This window comes from Streptosporangium becharense (assembly GCF_014204985.1).
Taxonomy (GTDB): domain Bacteria; phylum Actinomycetota; class Actinomycetes; order Streptosporangiales; family Streptosporangiaceae; genus Streptosporangium; species Streptosporangium becharense.
This window is the reverse complement of record NZ_JACHMP010000001.1, coordinates 2,203,781-2,220,554: the sequence shown is the minus strand read 5'-3', so window position 1 is coordinate 2,220,554 and position 16,774 is coordinate 2,203,781. Positions and strand designations below refer to the sequence as shown.

Sequence of the window (16,774 nt, the reverse complement as noted above, 5' to 3'; positions counted from 1 at the left end):
TCCCGTTCCGCGGCCTCGGGTACGGCGGCCCGTCCGAAACCAAGCGCTCGCTTGGGAAGCGTACCAGTTCCCCGCCCGGGGGGAAGTCCCCGCGCGGCGGTACCGGCGGACCACGGACCCCCGCCCGGCGCCGCCGTCCGCGTGAGGTCTCCGTGCACCGTCCGCGTGAGGTCTCCGTGCACCGTCCGCGTGAGGTCCCCGCGCGGCCGTGCCGGCGAATCGCACCCACCAGGCGCGGCCCCGCGCGCGAGGTTGGGTAGTTTCTCCCGGGTGACTGTCCTTCTGCCCGGTGTGGCGCTCACCGACCACACGTTCACCGTCCCCCTGGACCACGCCGACCCCGGCGGCGAGACGATAGAGATCTTCGCCCGTGAGGCGATCGACCCGGCCAGGAGGGGTGAGAACCTGCCGTGGCTGCTCTTCCTGCAGGGCGGGCCCGGAGGCAAGTCGCCGCGGCCGACCGCCGCCGACGGCTGGCTGGGACACGCGCTGAAGACCCACCGGGTGCTCCTGCTCGACCAGCGCGGGGCCGGACGCAGCACGCCCCTCACCGCGCGCACGGTGACCGGGACGGACGAGGAGATCGCCGCCCGGCTCATGCACTACCGGGCCGACTCGATCGTGGCCGACGCCGAGCTGATCCGGCGCGAGCTCTGCGGCGACCGGCCGTGGGAGACCCTCGGCCAGAGCTACGGCGGTTTCGTCACGCTGACCTACCTCTCCCGCGCTCCCGAAGGGCTCAAGGCCTGTTACATAACGGGCGGACTGCCCGGTCTCGAGGCCACCGCCGACGACGTCTACGCCCGCACCTACCCCAGGGTCCGCGCCAAGGTCGACCGCTACTTCGCCCGCTATCCCGAGGACGCCGGGCGCCTGCGGGCGGTCACCGACCACCTGCGCCACCACGAGGTCATGCTGCCGGACGGCGACGTGCTGACCGTGCGCCGCCTGCAGACCCTCGGCCTGTGCCTCGGTATGAGCGACGGCGCCGAATACCTGCACTGGCTGCTGGACGAGGCGTGGCACGGTGACAGGCTCTCCGACCTGTTCCGGTACGAGGTCATGATGGCCACCGGGTTCGTCGGCAACCCGCTCTACGCGGTCATGCACGAGGCGATCTACGCCCAGGGGGCCGCCACGGCCTGGGCGGCCCACCGGTTGCTGCCCGGGGAGTTCCACGAGGACGCCGAGCCGGCGCTCCCCGTCGGAGAGATGATCTACCCCTGGATGTTCGACGACATCGCCGCCCTCCGCCCGTTCAAGGGCGCCGCCGAGATCCTCGCCGCCGAGTCCGGCTGGCCCGCCCTCTACGACCCGGCCCGGCTCGCGGCCAACCGGGTTCCCGTGGCCGCGGCCGTCTACTACGACGACATGTACGTCGAGGAGGACCTGTCCATGCGGACCGCCGCCGCGATCGGTAACGTGCGGACGTGGGTGACCAACGAGTGGGAGCACGACGGCCTGCGGGTCTCCGGCGGCAGGGTCCTGGCCCGCCTGATGGACATCGTCAACGGCGTCCACGGCTCCTGACGCCGCCCCGGCGGGTCCGCGGCTCTCGCGGGCCCGCCGCTCCGGGTGGGCCCGCCACTGCGGGGCCCGCCGCTCCGCAGGGGAGGACGCGGCGGGAGAGGGTCAGGACGTTCCCGCGGTGCTCGGCGTCTCGGCGAGAGGCAGGCGCACCTGGAACCGGGTGTCACCGGGACGCGACTCCACCCGCAGGTCGCCTCCGTGGCGGCCGGAGACGATGCGGAAGGAGATGTCCAGGCCGAGACCGGTGCCCTCGCCGACCGCCTTGGTGGTGAAGAACGGCTCGAAGATCCGCTCCCGCAGTTCCTCGGGGACGCCCGGACCGGTGTCGCAGACCTCGATCAGCGCGACCGTGTCGTGTTCCAGCCGGGTGCGTACGGTGAGGGTCCCGGTGCTCCCCATCGCGTCCAGGGCGTTGTGGATCAGATTGCTCCACACCTGGTTGAGCTCCCCGGCGTAGGCCGGGACGGGGGGCAGCGCCGGGTCGTAGTCGGTGGCCAGGCTGATCCCCGGCGGGATCTTGCCGCGGAACATGGTGAGCGTGCTGTCGAGCAGTTCCCGCACGTCCACCGTCTGGTACGGCGCGCGGTCCATCTGGGAGTACTGCTTGGCGGAGGCGATCAGCGAGGAGATCCGCTCGGTCGCGTCGGTGACCTCGTTCAGCATCTGCGAGATCTCGATCGCCTCGGCCATCCAGTGCACGGCCGCGTTCAGGTGCCGGTCGCCCGCGGCGCCGCGGACCTTCTCCAGCACGTCGACGGTGAACCCGGCGCCCACCAGCGGCGGCGCGATGTCCCAGGCGTCCTCGACCCCGGCGTCCTCCAGGGCGTCGGAGAGCTCGTCCTCGGCGTCGGAGGTCTCCAGCGGGGAGCGCTTCGGCACCTCGCCGACGCTCTCGGCGCACGTCTCCTGCAGGTCGACCAGGGCACGGAGCCGCTCGGGCTCGATCCCGGACTCGGCCAGCTCGGCCAGCCGCCGGCGCGACATCCGTATCTTGTCCCGCAGGTCGCCCACGGCCCGCACGGCCGCGGCGGCCGGGTTGTTGAGCTCGTGGGTGAGGCCGGCGGTGATGGTGCCGAGCGCGGTCAACCGCTGCCGCCGGTCGATGAGCTCCCGCTGGGCCATCCCGCCCATGCGCACCCCGTCGAGCAGGTGCACCGCCATGGGGAACCATTCGGTCATCATCCAGCGGAACCGCTCGGCCGGCAGCACGAACATCCGCGTCGGCTTGGTGGCGCGCAGCGAGTGCGTGTAGTTCTCCGGGGCCCGGTCGCCCAGGTAGGCGGAGATCGCCCCGGCGTAGGCGCCGGGCTGGGAGGTGGGGGTCATCGTGACCGTCCCCGCGGGGGTCTCGGTGACCATCACGATCTCGCCCTCGACGAGCACGACGAAGCGCTCGGCGGGGTCGCCCTGCCTGACGATCGGCTCGCCCGCCGCGAACTCCTGCTGCACGCCGTGTGCGGCCAGCCACTCCAGCCGTTCCCTGTCGAGGTCCTCGAAGAGGAACAGGCCGCGGAGCACGTCGACGTCGACCTTGTGCTCCGCCCGGGGAACGCCGCCGGGCTCCGCCGGGCCGGTCACGCCTGCTCCAGGTAGCGGTGGACGAGGGCCACGGCCATCGCGCCTTCGCCGACGGCCGAGGCGACCCGCTTGATCGAGTCGGCCCGTACGTCGCCGGCGGCGAACACCCCCGGCACGTTGGTCTCCAGGTGGTACGGGTCACGCCGCAGCGGCCAGTTGCGGGGGCGGCTCTCGCCGGAGGTCAGGTCGGGCCCGGTGAGGATGAAGCCCCGCCCGTCGCGTTCGACGGTGTCTCCGAGCCAGTCGGTGAACGGCTCGGCGCCGATGAAGACGAACAGCCACTCGGCGTCGACCGTGCGCTCGCCGTCCGGGCCCTTCAGCGTGATCCGCTCCAGGTGGCCGTCGCCCTCGCCGCCGACGACCTCGGTCCCGGTGTGCACCTCGATGTTGGGCAGCTGTGAGATCTGCTCGATCAGGTAGTGCGACATGGTCCGCTCCAGCCCGTCGCCCCTGACGACGAGATGGACCCTGCTCGCGTAGCCCGAGAGGTGGACCGCGCTCTGACCGGCCGAGTTGGCCGCGCCGACGATGTAGACCTCGCGGTCCCGGCACTCGGACGCCTCCGTCATGGCCGCGCCGTAGTAGCAGCCGGAGCCGATGAAGTCGTCGAGGCCGGGGGCGTTCAGCCGCCGGTAGGAGACGCCGGTGGCCAGGATGACGGTGTGCCCGGCGATGCTGCCGCCGTCGGCGAAACCGACCACCTTGGCCTGGCCCTTGACCTCCAGGCTGGTCACCTTGCGCGCGGTGAGCAGCTCCGCGCCGAACTTCAGCGCCTGACGGCGGGCTCGGTCGGCGAGCTGGGAGCCGGAGACGCCGTCGGGGAAGCCCAGGTAGTTCTCGATGCGGGAGCTCTGCCCGGCCTGCCCGCCGGAGGCGTGCTGCTCGACCATCACCGTGCGCAGCCCCTCGGAGGCGCCGTAGACCGCGGCGCCCAGGCCACCGGGGCCCCCGCCGATCACGATCAGGTCGTAGAAGTCGGTGGCCGGGGCGGTGGACAACCCGACGGCCTCCGCCAGCTCGGCGGTGCCCGGCGCGGTGAGCTTGGCGCCGCCGGCGGTGATGACCAGCGGCAGCTTCGCCGGGCCGATCGTGCACGCCTCTCCGGCCGCGGCCAGCAGCTCGGAGCCCTCCGGGCTGTCGGCCAGCACCCAGCGGTAGGGAACCTGGTTGCGGGCCAGGAAGTCACGGATCTTGTACGACCGCGCCGACCAGCGTGCCCCCACCACCCGCAGCTCGTCCGTCTCCCGCCGGTCCGTGCGCTGCCAGGCGTCCAGCTGGGCGTCCAGCACCGGGTAGAACTTCTCCTCCGGCGGGTCCCACGGCTTGAGCAGGTAGTGGTCGAGGTCGACCACGTTGATCGCCTGGATCGCCGCGTCGGTGTCGGCGTAGGCGGTCAGCAGCACGCGGCGGGCGTAGGGGTACAGGTCCATCGCCTGCTCCAGGAACTCCACGCCGTTCATCTGGGGCATCCGGTAGTCGGCGAGGATCGCGGCGACGTCGTCGCCGCGCAGCCGCAGCTCGCGCACGCTCTCGATGCCCTGCGCCGCCGTCTCGGCCCGGATGATCCGGTACGACTGCCCGTACCTGCGCCGCAGGTCACGCGCGACCGAGCGTGAAACGCCGGGATCGTCGTCGACCGTCATGATGACCGGCTTGTCCATACGCTGCCTTCCCCGAGATGGAGACGATCCAGAAGGAGACAATCTCTCCGAAGGATGTCATATCTACGTTAAGAGCCATTTTTCCCCCGACGGACGATCATGGGCGTCCGAGGCGCCCGCAGGCGCCGGAGGGCACGCGCCGGCACCGGGGGGCACGGGTCGGCGCCGGGGGCGTCCGCGGGCGGCGGGGCACCCCGGGAACCGCCGGAATTCCCCGGCGGCTCCCGGATCAGCGGACGTCTCCGGGGTGCAGGGGGGCCGCCTGCGAGCCCTCCGGACGGGCCGGCGGACCGGCGGCCCGGACAAGGGCGGCGTACCGGTCGCGGGCGGCGCGCAGGTGCGCGAGCCGGGGATCGTCGGCCCAGAACCCGCGCATGGTCTCGTGGCCGACCCGTTCGGCGATGACCTGCATGACGATGTCGTTCCCGACGTACTCCACCGCCATCGTCACCACCGCCGGGTCCTCGGTGTAGACGCCCCACGCGGTGTCGCCCGCGAACCCGCCGACCAGGGTCTCCCGCCGGTCGGCCGCCACGACCAGGAGGCGCCGGCCCGGCTCCTCCAGGTCCTCGTCGAGGGAGGGGAAGCGGTGTTCGTACATGTGGCCCACCGGGTCCGCGACCGGTCCGAAGTGCAGCACCGAGGTGTCCACGCCGCGCTCGGCGGCCCGCTTGACCAGCGGGGCGAGCCGCTTCATCTCCTCGGGCCAGATCGACAGGAACAGGTCTGCGCGTGCCCCGGCGATCACGTCCTCGGCCCGTGCGAGCAGCGCGCCGGCGTCCTTGAGGCTGTGGATCAGGTGGGCTCCGGGCGGGGCCACGATCGCCGGCAGCGATGACTCCAGCGCCTCGATCGAGTCGTCGAACTCCCGCCGCAGCCGCTCCAGCAGCGACCGCGGCGGCAGGGGCAGGTAGTCGGTGGCGTCGTCGGCCCCCCGCAGTTCGTACGCCGCCCCCTTGGCCACGAGTTTGCCCAGCGTCTCGTAGACCGTGCTGCGGGGCACGCCCGAACGCTTGGCGACCTCGTAGCCGTTGAGCGGCTGTCCGGCTCCGACCAGGGTGACGTACGCCTTGGCTTCGTACCCAGACATGCCCAGGCGCTGTAATTGCTCCACTACATCGCGCATCGCAGTTATGGTACGGCGCGCGATAGCCGTTTAGCGCTGTCCTAAAGGACCTGTTTCAGGGGATTTTTTCCACATAGGTGGGTTGTGCTGGTGTTTTGTGTCGTTGGGGCAGGTTGGGGGGCCAGGGAGGAATTTTTCACCCTTTGACAGAAACCGAATCGGATTCGCCTTGAGTCGGGGCCAATGCCCGCAGGGCGAACTCCACCACCGTGTCGGCGTACTCGTGGGTCAGCGGGTTCGTCCGCAGCATCCAGCGGTGATAGACCGGTCCGAACAGCAGCTCGACGGCCACGCTCAGGTCGGCGTCCGCGGCCACCTGGCCCGCCCGCCGGGCACTGCGCAGCCGCTCCCTGGTCGCCTCCAGGATCGGCCCCAGGATCCGGCCGGTGATCTCCGAGTTGAGCGCGGGGTCGGCCAGCGCCTCGGCGCTGAGGGCACGGCTCATCGCGTCGAGCTTGGGATCGTTGTACTCGTCGACGATGGCGCGGAGCACGCCGCGCAGGTCGGCCCGGAGGTCGCCGGTGTCGGGCAGCGCAAGTTCCCCCCGCTCGTCCCGGCTCAGGTCGAGCACCGCCTCGACGAACACGGCCCCCTTGGACGGCCACCAGCGGTAGATCGTCTGCTTGCCCACGCCCGCGCGCGCGGCGATGGCCTCGACGGTCAGTTTGGCGTACCCGATCTCGGCGACCAGGTCGAACGCGGCGCTCAGAATGGCCTGGCGCGACCGTTCGCTGCGCCGGGTCGGGTTCGGGGTCTTCATCCGGTCGAATGTACCAAAAGACGAACCGGAACGTCTCGTCTTGTTAAAGGGTGAGGCCGCGGACGCCCCCGGCAGGGCGTCCGCGGCCTTCGCGGTGATCGGACCCGGGTCAGACCTGGCCGGCCTTCTCCAGGGCGGAGCAGCAGGTGTTCACGATGAGGCGGGTCACCTTGTAGGGGTCGACGTTGGCGTTCGGGCGACGGTCCTCGATGTAGCCCTTCTTGTCGACCTCGACCTGCCACGGGATGCGGACCGAGGCGCCGCGGTCGGAGACGCCGTAGCTGTACTTGTTCCACGGAGCGGTCTCGTGGTGGCCGGTGAGGCGGTCCTCGATGCCGGCGCCGTAGTTCCTGACGTGCTCCTCGGCGTTGGTGCCCAGGGCCTCACAGGCGGTGATGATCGCGTCGTAGCCCTCGCGCATCGCCTTGGTGGAGAAGTTGGTGTGCGCACCGGCGCCGTTCCAGTCGCCCTTCACCGGCTTGGCGTCCAGGGTGGCGGCGATGTTGAAGTCCTCGGCGGTGCGGTAGAGCAGCCAGCGGGCGATCCACAGGTGGTCGGCGACCTCGACGGGGCCCGCCGGGCCGACCTGGAACTCCCACTGACCGGGCATGACCTCGGCGTTGATGCCGGAGATGGCCAGGCCGGCGGCCAGGCAGTAGTCGAGGTGCTTCTCGACGACCTCGCGGCCGAAAACCTCGTCGGCGCCGACGCCGCAGTAGTAGCCACCCTGCGGGGCCGGGAAGCCGCCGAGCGGGAAGCCGAGCGGGCGGCCCTCCTTGAAGAAGGTGTACTCCTGCTCGATGCCGAACCAGGACTCCTGGTCGGCGTACTTCTCGGCAACCTCGACGAGGGCGGCGCGGGTGTTGCTCTCGTGCGGGGTCATGTCGATGTTCAGGACCTCGCAGAGCACCAGCAGGTTGTCGCCGCCGCGGATCGGGTCCGGGCAGCTGAAGACCGGCTTGAGCACGCGGTCGGAGGAACCGCCGTCGGCCTGGTTGGTGCTGGACCCGTCGAAGCCCCAGATCGGGAGCTCGGCGCCGTCCGCCAGGATCCTGGTCTTGGAACGGAGCTTGGCGGTCGGCTGCGTGCCGTCGATCCAGATGTATTCAGCCTTGAAGGTCATCGGCGGAGTCCTTGAGGAGGAAGGGGATCTGCTGCGCTAAGAGATTCGCAAGACGCGATTTCGCAACTGTTGCCCGTATGTGAACAGGGTGTTACCCAGGGCCGTTTGGGCAGGCAGCGGCGGTGGGAAAACCCCGCACAGCCCCGATTCAGGGCTGTGAGCTGCCTGTTCTCCGTTCGGGCGGGGTGGATGAGACTTCCGTCACGCCGACTGTCCGCCCCCGCCGCCGACCGGGCCGCCCCCGCCGCCGACCGGGCCGCCGCCGTCACCCGCCGGGCCGTCCCCCTCGCTTGCCGGGCCGCCGCTCTCACCGGTCGGGCCGTTCTCGCCGGCCGGGCCGAAGGTGACGGCCGAGACCGACTCGTGCGCCAGGCGCCGCATGACGTCCAGAATCCTGCCGTGCAGGACCGTGCCGAGGACCAGGGCCTCGACCGCGGCCTCCCGGGAGCCGCCGACGGGAATGGTGCCGATCTCGTGTTCGGCGACGAGCCTGGCGGCGGTCTCGGCGTAGGGACGCAGGGCCTCCCCGGTGGCGGGCATGCCGAGCCGGTCGAGGGCGAGAACCGCGTGGGCCAGCTCGTCTCGGGTGGGGGCCTCGGGGTCTATCCGCCAGCCGAGGTCGTCGATCAGGGCGTCGACCTCGGCGCGGGCACGTCGCCACCTCTCGCCGGGCGGTGGCGGCTCCACCGGCGGGGCGATGGCGTAGTGCGCGGTGCCCAGCACGCGGTGCATGCTCAGGCCCTCGTCGTCGACGGCGGCGAGCACCCTCCGGATGGACGCGATGGACAGCCGCCCCACCTCGAGCAGCGCCCGGATCAACCGCAGCCGCCGCAGGTGGCTCTCGCCGTACTCCGCCCTGGTGGCCGAGGTCTGTACGCCCGCCGGAAGGAGGCCCTCGCGCAGGTAGTACTTGATCGTCGGGATGGGCACGCCCGATGCGGTGCTGAGCTCTGATATCCGCACTGCTGGATAGTACAGCTAGCCAAGCGGCGTCCGATTCCGGTGCGTCCGGCCTGCACCCGCTTCGTGCCCGGCTCGCGTCCGGTCCGCACCTGGCTTGCACCTGGCTCGTGCCCGGCTCGTGCCCGGCTCGCGTCCGGTCCGCAGCCGGGGTGCTGAGCGCTGAGCGGCGCGTGGCCGTGGCCCTGGCGGGTGGCGGTTACTTCTCCGAGCAAGCGCTTGCCTGTAGTGGGTGTGGAGGTTAGCGTGACGGGCGATCGCCCGCGCCCGCGGCGCCCGGCGGTCCATCGACGTCGCCCGCCGGGACGGATCGCGTCCCGCCCCGGCGGGCGACCCGACCCGGCGGGAGTCACATGCGGGACAGGGCGGCCGTCGCGGGCGTCGGCATGACGGCACTGACCCGCCGGTCGGGCAGGACCGAGTTGGAGCTCGCGGTCGAGGCGGCGCGGGCCGCGCTGGCCGACGCCCGTCTGAAGGCCGCTGACGTCGACGCGGTCCTCAGCTACCACCTGAACGACTCCGCGCCGGTGGTCCAGGTCGCCCGCGCGCTGGGCGTCGAACGGCTCGGCTGGCACAACGACATCGCCGGCGGCGGCACCCAGGCGGCGTCGATCCTCGGCGACGCGGCCATGCTCGTGGCCTGCGGGGTCGCGCGCACCGTACTGATCTACCGGGCACTCAACGGCCGTTCCGGCAAGCGCATGAACACCGTCTCCACCGGCCCGCAGGAGCGCTTCACCGCCCCGTACGGCATGGCCGGGCCCGTCCCGCTGTTCGCCCTGGCGGCCCGGCGCTACCTGCACGACACCGGCCTGGGGGAGGAGCACCTGCACGCGGTGGTCGCCCAGTCGCGTGACAACGCGGCGGGCAACCCCCGTGCCCTGCGGCGCGACCCGCTCTCCCTGCGGGACTACCTGGCCGCTCCGTACATCTCCTCGCCGCTGCGCGCGGCCGACTGCTGCCAGGAGACCGACGGCGCCTGCGCTCTCGTGGTCCGCGACGCGCGGCTGGCCCCCGGCGCTCCGCGCGTCCGCGCGGTGGTGCGGGGAGGCGGCCCCGGCTGCTCCTCGATGGACCGTTCGCCCGACGTCACCGCGATCTTCTCCGCCCACGTCGCGGCCCCGCTGTGGGAGGCCGCCGGAATGCGTCCGCCGGACGTGGACGTGGCCCTGCTCTACGACGCCTACTCCTGGCTCGTCCCCCGCCAGTTGGAGGACTTCGGCCTGGTCACCCGGGACGGGCTCGGCGAGTTCCTGCTCGCCCGCCGCCATGCCGCGGTCAACCCGCACGGCGGCCTGCTCTCGGAGGGTTACGTGCACGGCCTGAACAACGTGGCGCAGGCGGTGCGGGAGCTCCGAGCCGGCCGGGAGGCGGCGCTGGTGACCGGCTTCGGCGGCAGTTACGGTAGCGCGGCCTTACTGGTGCACGGTTGAGGGCCTGAAGCCGGATCGGCCGCCTTCCGGCACTTCCGCCCCGGTTATTCCGTTGGATGGCATGTCTATTAAGGTAAGCCTCTCCTAAATGATGGGGAGGCTTGATGCGGTGGACGGTGCTCGCCGTCTCCTTCGTGGTTCTCGCGGTGACGGCGGTGCTGAGCGTCGCGGTCGGTGCCCAGACGATCCCGGTCGACGAGGTCTGGCGGCAGCTGTGGTCCCCTGACGGGGGGGAGACCGCCGCGGTCGTCCATGATCTGCGGGTTCCCCGGACGTTGCTCGGTATCTGCGTCGGCACCGCGCTCGGTCTCGCCGGGGCGCTCATGCAGGCGCTCACCCGTAACCCGCTGGCCGATCCCGGCCTGCTCGGCGTCAACTCCGGGGCCTCACTGGCCGTGGTCTGCTCCATCCTGTTCTTCGATGTCACCGACGTGAAGATATGGGTGGTGTTCGCGCTCGTGGGCGCCGCCCTGGCCACGGTCACGGTCTACGTGCTGGGCACGACGGGACGCGGCGCCGCGAACCCGGCCCGGCTGGTGCTCGCCGGCGCGGCGGTCAGCGCCTTCCTGATCGCCGTCATCGACGGGGTGCTCACCCTCGACTCCGGGGTCTTCGAGCAGTGGCGGTTCTGGGACGTGGGTGCGCTCGCCGGCCGGGACGCGGACGTCGTGCGGCAGATCGCGCCGTTCGTCGCGGTGGGCGCCGTGCTCGCCCTCGGGCTCGGGCGGGGGCTCAACGCCGTCGCGCTGGGCGAGCAGACGGGGCAGAGCCTGGGGGCGAACCTGGGCCGCATCCGGCTCGTCGGCGTGGTGGCGATCATGCTGCTCTGCGGCGCCGCCACCGCCGCCGCCGGGCCCATCGGCTTCATCGGGCTCATGGCCCCGCACACCGTCCGCGCCTTCGCCGGCCCCGACAACCGCTGGGTGCTGGCCTACTCGGCCGTCATGGCCCCGGCGCTGCTGCTCGCGGCCGACGTCATCGGCAGGGTCGTGGTGCACCCCAACGAACTGGAGAGCGGCATCGTCACCGCGTTCGTCGGAGCCCCGATGTTCATCTACCTCCTCCGCCGTCGAAAGATCACCCTGTGAGCGCCTACCGCACCGTCCGCACCCCGTCGCGCCGGATCTCGCTGCGGATCCACCTCCGGGCGGCCACGGTCGTCCTCGGTCTGCTCTCCGTCGCCGCCGTGGTCGGGCTGCTCGCCCTCGGCACCGGCTCGGCGATCTCCCCCTGGGATGCGGTCAAGACCCTGCTCGGGCAGGGCGACGGCGCGAGTGAGATGGTCGTCTACGAGGTACGTGCCCCGCGTGTGCTGCTCGCCCTCCTGGTCGGGGCGGCGCTCGGCGTCGGCGGCGCCGTGGTGCAGAGCCTGTCCCGCAACCCGCTCGGCAGCCCCGACATCGTCGGGGTGAACGCGGGCGCCGCGGCGGGCGCCGTCGCGGTGATCCTCCTCGTGGACGCCGCCACGGCCCTGGCCGTCGCCACGGGATCGCTGCTCTGCGGCCTGGCGGCCTCTCTCCTCGTCTACGCGCTGTCCTTCAAACGCGGTGTGCAGGGCAACCGGCTGGTGCTCGTCGGCATCGGCGTCACCGCGATGCTCCACTCCTTCATCGCCTACCTGCTGACCAGAGCCGACCTGTACGAGTCGCAGGGGGCGAAGGTGTGGCTCGTCGGCAGCCTGGCAGGGGCAGGCTGGGAGCGGGTGTGGCCGGTGGCGGTGGCGGTGACGCTGCTGCTTCCGATGGCGCTGGTGCTGAGCCGCTCGCTGCGGGCCATGGAGATGGGCGACGACACCGCCGCGGCACTCGGTCTCTCCGTGGAGCGCCACCGCCTCGCCCTGCTGGTCGTCGCCGTGGTGCTGTCCGGAGTGGCGGTATCCGCGGCCGGCCCCGTCAGCTTCGTCGCGCTCGCCGCCCCGCAGCTCGCCCGGCGGCTGACCAGGGCGCCCGGCGCGGGCGTCGCCGCCGGGGCGGTGACCGGGGCGGTGCTGCTGGCCACCGCCGATCTGGTGGCCCAGCGGTTGCCGACCACCGGCCAGCTGCCCGTGGGCGTGCTGACCGGCGGGCTCGGCGGGCTCTATCTCGCCTGGCTGCTCCACCGGGAATGGCGGGCGGGCCGTTCCTGAACGGTCAGACCCGGGGGTCGGGCGTCCTGTCCCGGGCGGTCAGGTCCGGCAGATCGGGCGTTCTGCCCCGGACGGCCGGGGAGAACGGGTCCTGAGCGCGGCAGGCGCTCCGTCCCGGGCGGTCAGGAGGTCCCGCGGAACACCGCGACGAGCCCGTCCGCGAGCGAGCCGCGCCAGCAGGCGCCGTCGTGACCGCCCTCGTACTCGCGGTAGGTCAGATCGCAGCCCCCGGCGCGCAGCACGTCACGCAGCCGCCGGGTCGGGCCGAGCAGCGCCCACTCCTGAGTGCCGACCTCCACGTGACACCGGGCCGGGACACGCGAGGCGCGGGCCAGCTCCGCGGTCAGCCACTCGCCGTGAGATCCGCGGGACCCGCCGGACGGATCGGGCCCGCCGGATGAGCCCGGTCCGCCCGCCCCACCGGGTTCGCCGGGCCCGCCGGACTGATTGGGCCACCAGAACGACCCGGACTGCGAGATGGCCGCTCCGAACCGGTCAGGCCGGCGGTACGCCGCGTACAGGGCGGTCAGCCCGCCCAGGCTCTGCCCCGCGATGGCGGTCCGGGACGGGGGGTGCTCCCCGGTGGGCAGTTCGTCGGCCAGGAAGGACACGAACCCGTCGTCGCACGTCAGGTCGCGGGTTCTGGCCCGATGGCCGCCCGACTCCACCAGGAACGCGGTCAGCGGCGGCACCGCTCCCGCCTCGATGAGGTTGCCGAGGATGACCGGGGCGTCCCCGGTCCAGTCTTCGCCGTCCAGCAGGACGAGCGTCGCGGCGGAAGGCCGTGCCGGGTCGTACCGCCACACGGTCCGGCCGCCGATCACGTGCCGGGTCGGCTCGCGCCGGCTCCGGCGCGGCGCGAGCGCGTGCTGCGGAGGCGCGTCCGGCATCTCGGCCACCGAGTACCCGCGCCAGGACCGCGGGTTGAGCGGGTCGGCGATCGCCCGGGCGAGCCCCAGGCACCAGCGCTCGATCGCCGCGCGCGGCACCCGCGACCCGGCGGCGATCATCGCGTCCCTTCGGCGCGCCACCTCGCCACCGAGCGGGACGGAGGACGCGAGACCCGCGGTGCCAGCGTCCGTGCCCGCGTCCGTGCCTGTCCGGCCTTGCGTGCCCGTGCCAGCGTCCGTGCCCGTCCGGTCCTTCACGTCGGTGACGGGGCGGGCTTCCGCGGCGCCGGCGCCGGGGCCCGGACGGTCCTCGGCGGCGTCCGTCCGGGAACCCTCGCGGCCGCCCGGCGCCAGCCGGTAGGAGGCTCGCCAGGCGGATCCGACGCGGTAGGTGCGGTGCCACACGTCGGTGCCGCCGAGCCGTTCCATGAGGCTCGCCTCCAGCACGCTCGGGTCGTTGAGCTTGTTGGCCATGACGAGCACGTCGTCCGCGTCCCCGCGCCACAGGAACGTCACGGCGCGGTGTACGGGGTCGCCGGGGATCTCCTCGACCAGCGGCGTGCCCTCGGCGGTCACCGCCGCCCAGAACCCCTCGAGCGCCTCCGCCCGGCCCGCCCGCAGCTCGGCGGCCAGCGCCGCGAGCCGCGGGCTCACCACGATCTCGGGCGGGGCGGGACGCGGGACCTGCGGCGGGACGTGCCGCATCAGCCGGCGAACTCCTTCTCGATGCGGTCGACGATGCTGGACGCGCTGAAGTAGTCGATGCGGAACGAGTCGAGGCCGAGGTCGTGGACCCGCTTGTCGGCGACGGCGGCCAGGTCCTTCCAGAGCGGCTTGGCCTGCGTGGCGGCGATCTGGTCGGCGCTGTGTCCGACGAAGAAGACCGAGCTGTCCCCGATCGCCTTGACGACGTTCTCCTGCTTGAGGCTCACGATGTCCGTGCGCGCGCCGCCCTCCGCGGTGGACGCGGCGGCCAGGGAGGAGTCGATGGGGTGGATCTTGAAACCGAGTGCGGTGAGCACGGCGCCCTGGGCGGACGTCTCGGTGAACACCGGGATGTCGGTGTTGTTGTCGCGCAGCACCACGATGTCCTGCTCGGGCCTCTTGATCTTGTCCTTCACCTCGGTCACGCGCTTGTCATAGGCGGAGACGACCTTCGCGGCGTTCGCCTCCAGGCCGAGGGCGGCACCCAGCTTGGTGGTGAGCTCCTGCCAGGTCGCGTTGTCGTGCCGGAAGAGCAGGGTCGGCGCGATGTTCTTGAGCCGGTCGTACACCTTCGACGTGCTGTCCGCGCCGGAGGCGGAGCCGATGATCAGGTCGGGCTTGGCGGCGATGACCTTCTCGATGTCCGCCTCGAAGCCCTGGTAGACCACTTGAACGCCGCGCTGGGTGGCGACGTCCCCCCACTGCTTGAAGAAGCCGTTCCCGTCGGTGAACGGGCCGGGCGCGGTGGCCTGCGAGGCCACCAGCGGCGCCTCCAGCGCCAGCAGGTGCCCGGTCAGCGTCACGCTCACCGAGACGACGCGCTTGGGGGCGACGGGTACGTCGGTGCTGCCGAGCTCGTGCTGGACCTTCCGGACGTCGCCCGCGGCCGGGGCGGCTCCGGTCCCCGCACCGGCGGCCGTGTCCGTGCCGGAACCGCAGGCGGAAAGCCCCAGCGCCGTCGCGACCACGACGACGGCGGTCATCCAGCGACGACGGATCGGAGATCTCATCATTACTCCACGATTAGGTATACCAAGCCTAACTAATATTAGGAAAGCCTAACCTAAAGATGATCCGGGAGACGGATGAGGGTGGGGTGAACGGAAAGAGCGCAGGTCGGGGACGCCCCGGAGGGCGGGTCTCGCTACGACCCGGGTCCGCTAGGTGACCCGGAGGTTCTTCAGCGCCTCACGGCGGCTCAGCCCCGCGATGCCGGTGTGGTCGACATAACGGAGGACCTCGCCGGGGTTGGTCTTGGCGTACTCGCGCAACGCCCAGCCGATCGCCTTACGGGCGAAGAAGTGGGTGTCGGACAGGCTCGGCGCGATGCAGGCATAGAGGAGGCCGGTGTCGGTGGCCGACTTGAACCGGTTCTGGCAGAGGATCGCCGTGCGGCGCTTCCAGAGGTCGTCGTCGTGGGCCCAGCGGAGCACCAGGGGTCGCATCGTGTCGGGGAAGGCCGCGAGCAGGCCGCCGATCCGGTGGACGGCGAGATCGTCGACATAGTCCCACCAGGCGCCGGTGACGATCATCTCCTCGTACATCGGCAGCGTCTCGGTGGTCTGGAAGCCGCGGTAGCGGCGGAAGCCGGTCAGCTCGATCGCCGCGTACCGCTCCTCGCGGTACTCGGCCTCCCGCCACAGCTCCAGCACCGCCCCGCGCCAGCCGGGGGCGTCGTCGAAGGGACGCTCGGCGAAGACCCGCCGCAGGGCGGCGCGGCGCGGCACCGCCTGCACGCCGAGAAAGGGCATGGACGACTTCATGTACGCCTGCATCGCCGGCGCCTTCGCGGGGTCGGCCACGTCGGTGAGCGCCATGCGGACGGCCTTCCGCAGTGTCTCCATGCTCGCCTGTCACTCCTCGTTCGCTCCGCGGGCGGTTCGCCCTTCGTCGGCCGCCCCGCTCACCGTGCCGGGGCCCGCCCGCGGGCGTCAGCCGTGCTGGCTGCTTCGCTCGCCGGTGGCCACGCCGTCGAACAGGACCGTGATGTAGTGCTCGGCGAGGCCGCCGGTGTTCAGGCGGCCCCCGGGGCGGAACCAGCGCACGGCCACCCAGATGGTGTCACGGATCATGCGGTAGGTGAGCTTGGGGTCGACGTCGGAACGGAGCTGACCGGCCGCCTGGCCGCGCTTGATCTGCTCGACCCACATCCGCTCGACCTCCTCCTCCGCCCTGACCAGGTAGTCGAAGCGGTTCCCGGGGAGGGAGCGCAGGTAGTTCCAGTCGTTCTGCATGACGGTGATCGCGGCGCGGTGCGGCTCCAGAGTGCTGAAACCGATGCGCACCATCTCTGAGAGGATCGTGCGCGGGTCGCCGCCCTGCTCCAGCGCGGCGCGGTAGCGGCCGACGAGGTCGTCGAGGAAGGTGGTCAGCACCTCGTCGACGATCGTCTCCTTGGAGTCGAAGTGGTGGTAGAGGCTCCCGGAGAGGATGCCCGCCTCCTCCGCGATCTCGCGGACGGTGGTCGCCTGGAAGCCTTTGCGGGCGAAGAGCTCGGCGGCGAGTTTGACGAGGTGATCACGGCGCTCCGAGGCGGAGCCGGATGCGGCGCGTTTCGTCGTGCCCTGGCGCTTGACCGGGGTCGTGGTCGAGCCGCCGGAGTTCTTTCGCGTGTTCACGCCTCCATTATGGGCCCTTGCGCAATCGCTTGTTCACCTGAACGCTCCAGCTCATCCCGTCTCCGGACGTGACCGTCTCCGGAACCGGCCGGGGGCCGGCGCCGTCGCCGCTCCCCGCCGGCGCCGGCTGTTCCCCCGGCCGGTTCCGCCCGGCATCCTCGCGGGTTCCGCCCGCCCTCCGGGCCGGTTCCGCCCGGCCGCTTCACCCGCCGGTCGCGAGGACGGCGGCCCGGCCGGTGAAGGCCCGTGGTCAGCCCACTAGCAA

Annotated in this window: 14 protein-coding genes; 4 read left to right on the top strand and 10 right to left on the bottom strand. The window is 72.0% G+C overall.

The window, feature by feature from the left end:
* Positions 1–270: 270 nt before the first annotated feature.
* On the top strand, positions 271–1,530 hold the full coding sequence (locus F4562_RS09550) for an alpha/beta fold hydrolase (RefSeq protein ID WP_184542715.1): 1,260 nt from the start codon (positions 271–273) through the stop codon (positions 1,528–1,530).
* 102 nt (positions 1,531–1,632) lie between these two features.
* Here the strand turns inward: F4562_RS09550 and F4562_RS09545 are convergent, their stop codons facing one another.
* The 6 genes from F4562_RS09545 to F4562_RS09520 all read right to left on the bottom strand — a co-directional run bounded on the left by F4562_RS09545 (position 1,633) and on the right by F4562_RS09520 (position 8,741).
* A complete protein-coding gene (locus tag F4562_RS09545; protein WP_184542713.1) occupies positions 1,633–3,108 on the bottom strand; it encodes an ATP-binding protein in 1,476 nt (491 codons plus the stop codon).
* Entirely contained in the window at positions 3,105–4,769 is a 1,665-nt protein-coding gene (locus tag F4562_RS09540; RefSeq protein WP_184542711.1) for an NAD(P)/FAD-dependent oxidoreductase, read from the bottom strand. Before F4562_RS09540 ends, F4562_RS09545 begins: the two co-directional genes overlap by 4 nt.
* 229 nt (positions 4,770–4,998) lie before the next feature.
* The gene (locus F4562_RS09535) at positions 4,999–5,895 is read right to left on the bottom strand and encodes a TrmB family transcriptional regulator (RefSeq protein ID WP_184542709.1); all 897 of its coding nucleotides are present in this window, start codon (positions 5,893–5,895) and stop codon (positions 4,999–5,001) included.
* Positions 5,896–6,031: 136 nt separating this feature from the next.
* A complete protein-coding gene (locus F4562_RS09530) occupies positions 6,032–6,655 on the bottom strand; it encodes a TetR/AcrR family transcriptional regulator (protein ID WP_184542707.1) in 624 nt (207 codons plus the stop codon).
* Between the two features lie 109 nt (positions 6,656–6,764).
* Positions 6,765–7,778: a glutamine synthetase gene (glnII, locus tag F4562_RS09525; RefSeq protein ID WP_184542705.1), complete on the bottom strand. Its 1,014-nt coding sequence runs from the start codon at positions 7,776–7,778 to the stop codon at positions 6,765–6,767.
* A 201-nt stretch (positions 7,779–7,979) separates the two neighbouring features.
* The gene (locus F4562_RS09520) at positions 7,980–8,741 is read right to left on the bottom strand and encodes a MerR family transcriptional regulator (RefSeq protein WP_184542703.1); all 762 of its coding nucleotides are present in this window, start codon (positions 8,739–8,741) and stop codon (positions 7,980–7,982) included.
* 350 nt (positions 8,742–9,091) lie between these two features.
* On the opposite strand from F4562_RS09520, the gene F4562_RS09515 reads away from it, so the two are divergent.
* The 3 genes from F4562_RS09515 (at position 9,092) to F4562_RS09505 (ending at position 12,296) form a co-directional block, all read left to right on the top strand.
* Positions 9,092–10,171 (top strand): thiolase C-terminal domain-containing protein, encoded by a 1,080-nt coding sequence (locus F4562_RS09515; RefSeq protein WP_184542701.1) that lies wholly within the window; start codon positions 9,092–9,094, stop codon positions 10,169–10,171.
* Positions 10,172–10,275: 104 nt separating this feature from the next.
* Positions 10,276–11,259 carry a FecCD family ABC transporter permease gene (locus F4562_RS09510; RefSeq protein WP_184542699.1) on the top strand — a complete coding sequence of 328 codons (984 nt, stop codon included), beginning with the start codon at positions 10,276–10,278 and terminating at the stop codon, positions 11,257–11,259.
* Positions 11,256–12,296: a FecCD family ABC transporter permease gene (locus F4562_RS09505; protein WP_184542697.1), complete on the top strand. Its 1,041-nt coding sequence runs from the start codon at positions 11,256–11,258 to the stop codon at positions 12,294–12,296. The genes F4562_RS09510 and F4562_RS09505 overlap by 4 nt, the downstream gene beginning before the upstream one ends.
* A 122-nt stretch (positions 12,297–12,418) precedes the next feature.
* Here F4562_RS09505 and F4562_RS09500 read toward each other — a convergent pair whose 3' ends face one another.
* The 4 genes from F4562_RS09500 to F4562_RS09485 all read right to left on the bottom strand — a co-directional run bounded on the left by F4562_RS09500 (position 12,419) and on the right by F4562_RS09485 (position 16,509).
* Entirely contained in the window at positions 12,419–13,891 is a 1,473-nt protein-coding gene (locus F4562_RS09500) for an enterochelin esterase domain-containing protein (protein ID WP_184542695.1), read from the bottom strand.
* Positions 13,891–14,901 carry a Fe2+-enterobactin ABC transporter substrate-binding protein gene (gene fepB, locus F4562_RS09495; protein WP_221207112.1) on the bottom strand — a complete coding sequence of 337 codons (1,011 nt, stop codon included), beginning with the start codon at positions 14,899–14,901 and terminating at the stop codon, positions 13,891–13,893. Before fepB ends, F4562_RS09500 begins: the two co-directional genes overlap by 1 nt.
* A 150-nt stretch (positions 14,902–15,051) precedes the next feature.
* On the bottom strand, positions 15,052–15,735 hold the full coding sequence (locus F4562_RS09490) for a DNA alkylation repair protein (RefSeq protein WP_184542691.1): 684 nt from the start codon (positions 15,733–15,735) through the stop codon (positions 15,052–15,054).
* 87 nt (positions 15,736–15,822) lie between these two features.
* Positions 15,823–16,509: a TetR/AcrR family transcriptional regulator gene (locus F4562_RS09485; protein WP_184542689.1), complete on the bottom strand. Its 687-nt coding sequence runs from the start codon at positions 16,507–16,509 to the stop codon at positions 15,823–15,825.
* Positions 16,510–16,774: the final 265 nt, after the last annotated feature.

What these genes read in the sequence shown, in the direction of transcription:
- F4562_RS09540 (WP_184542711.1), bottom strand. Translation starts at nt 4,769, where the DNA reads ATGGACAAGCCGGTCATCATGACGGTCGACGACGATCCCGGCGTTTCA.
- F4562_RS09535 (WP_184542709.1), bottom strand. Translation starts at nt 5,895, where the DNA reads ATGCGCGATGTAGTGGAGCAATTACAGCGCCTGGGCATGTCTGGGTAC.
- F4562_RS09530 (WP_184542707.1), bottom strand. Translation starts at nt 6,655, where the DNA reads ATGAAGACCCCGAACCCGACCCGGCGCAGCGAACGGTCGCGCCAGGCC.
- glnII (WP_184542705.1), bottom strand. Translation starts at nt 7,778, where the DNA reads ATGACCTTCAAGGCTGAATACATCTGGATCGACGGCACGCAGCCGACC.
- F4562_RS09515 (WP_184542701.1), top strand. Translation starts at nt 9,092, where the DNA reads ATGCGGGACAGGGCGGCCGTCGCGGGCGTCGGCATGACGGCACTGACC.
- F4562_RS09510 (WP_184542699.1), top strand. Translation starts at nt 10,276, where the DNA reads ATGCGGTGGACGGTGCTCGCCGTCTCCTTCGTGGTTCTCGCGGTGACG.
- F4562_RS09500 (WP_184542695.1), bottom strand. Translation starts at nt 13,891, where the DNA reads ATGCGGCACGTCCCGCCGCAGGTCCCGCGTCCCGCCCCGCCCGAGATC.
- fepB (WP_221207112.1), bottom strand. Translation starts at nt 14,901, where the DNA reads ATGAGATCTCCGATCCGTCGTCGCTGGATGACCGCCGTCGTCGTGGTC.
- F4562_RS09490 (WP_184542691.1), bottom strand. Translation starts at nt 15,735, where the DNA reads ATGGAGACACTGCGGAAGGCCGTCCGCATGGCGCTCACCGACGTGGCC.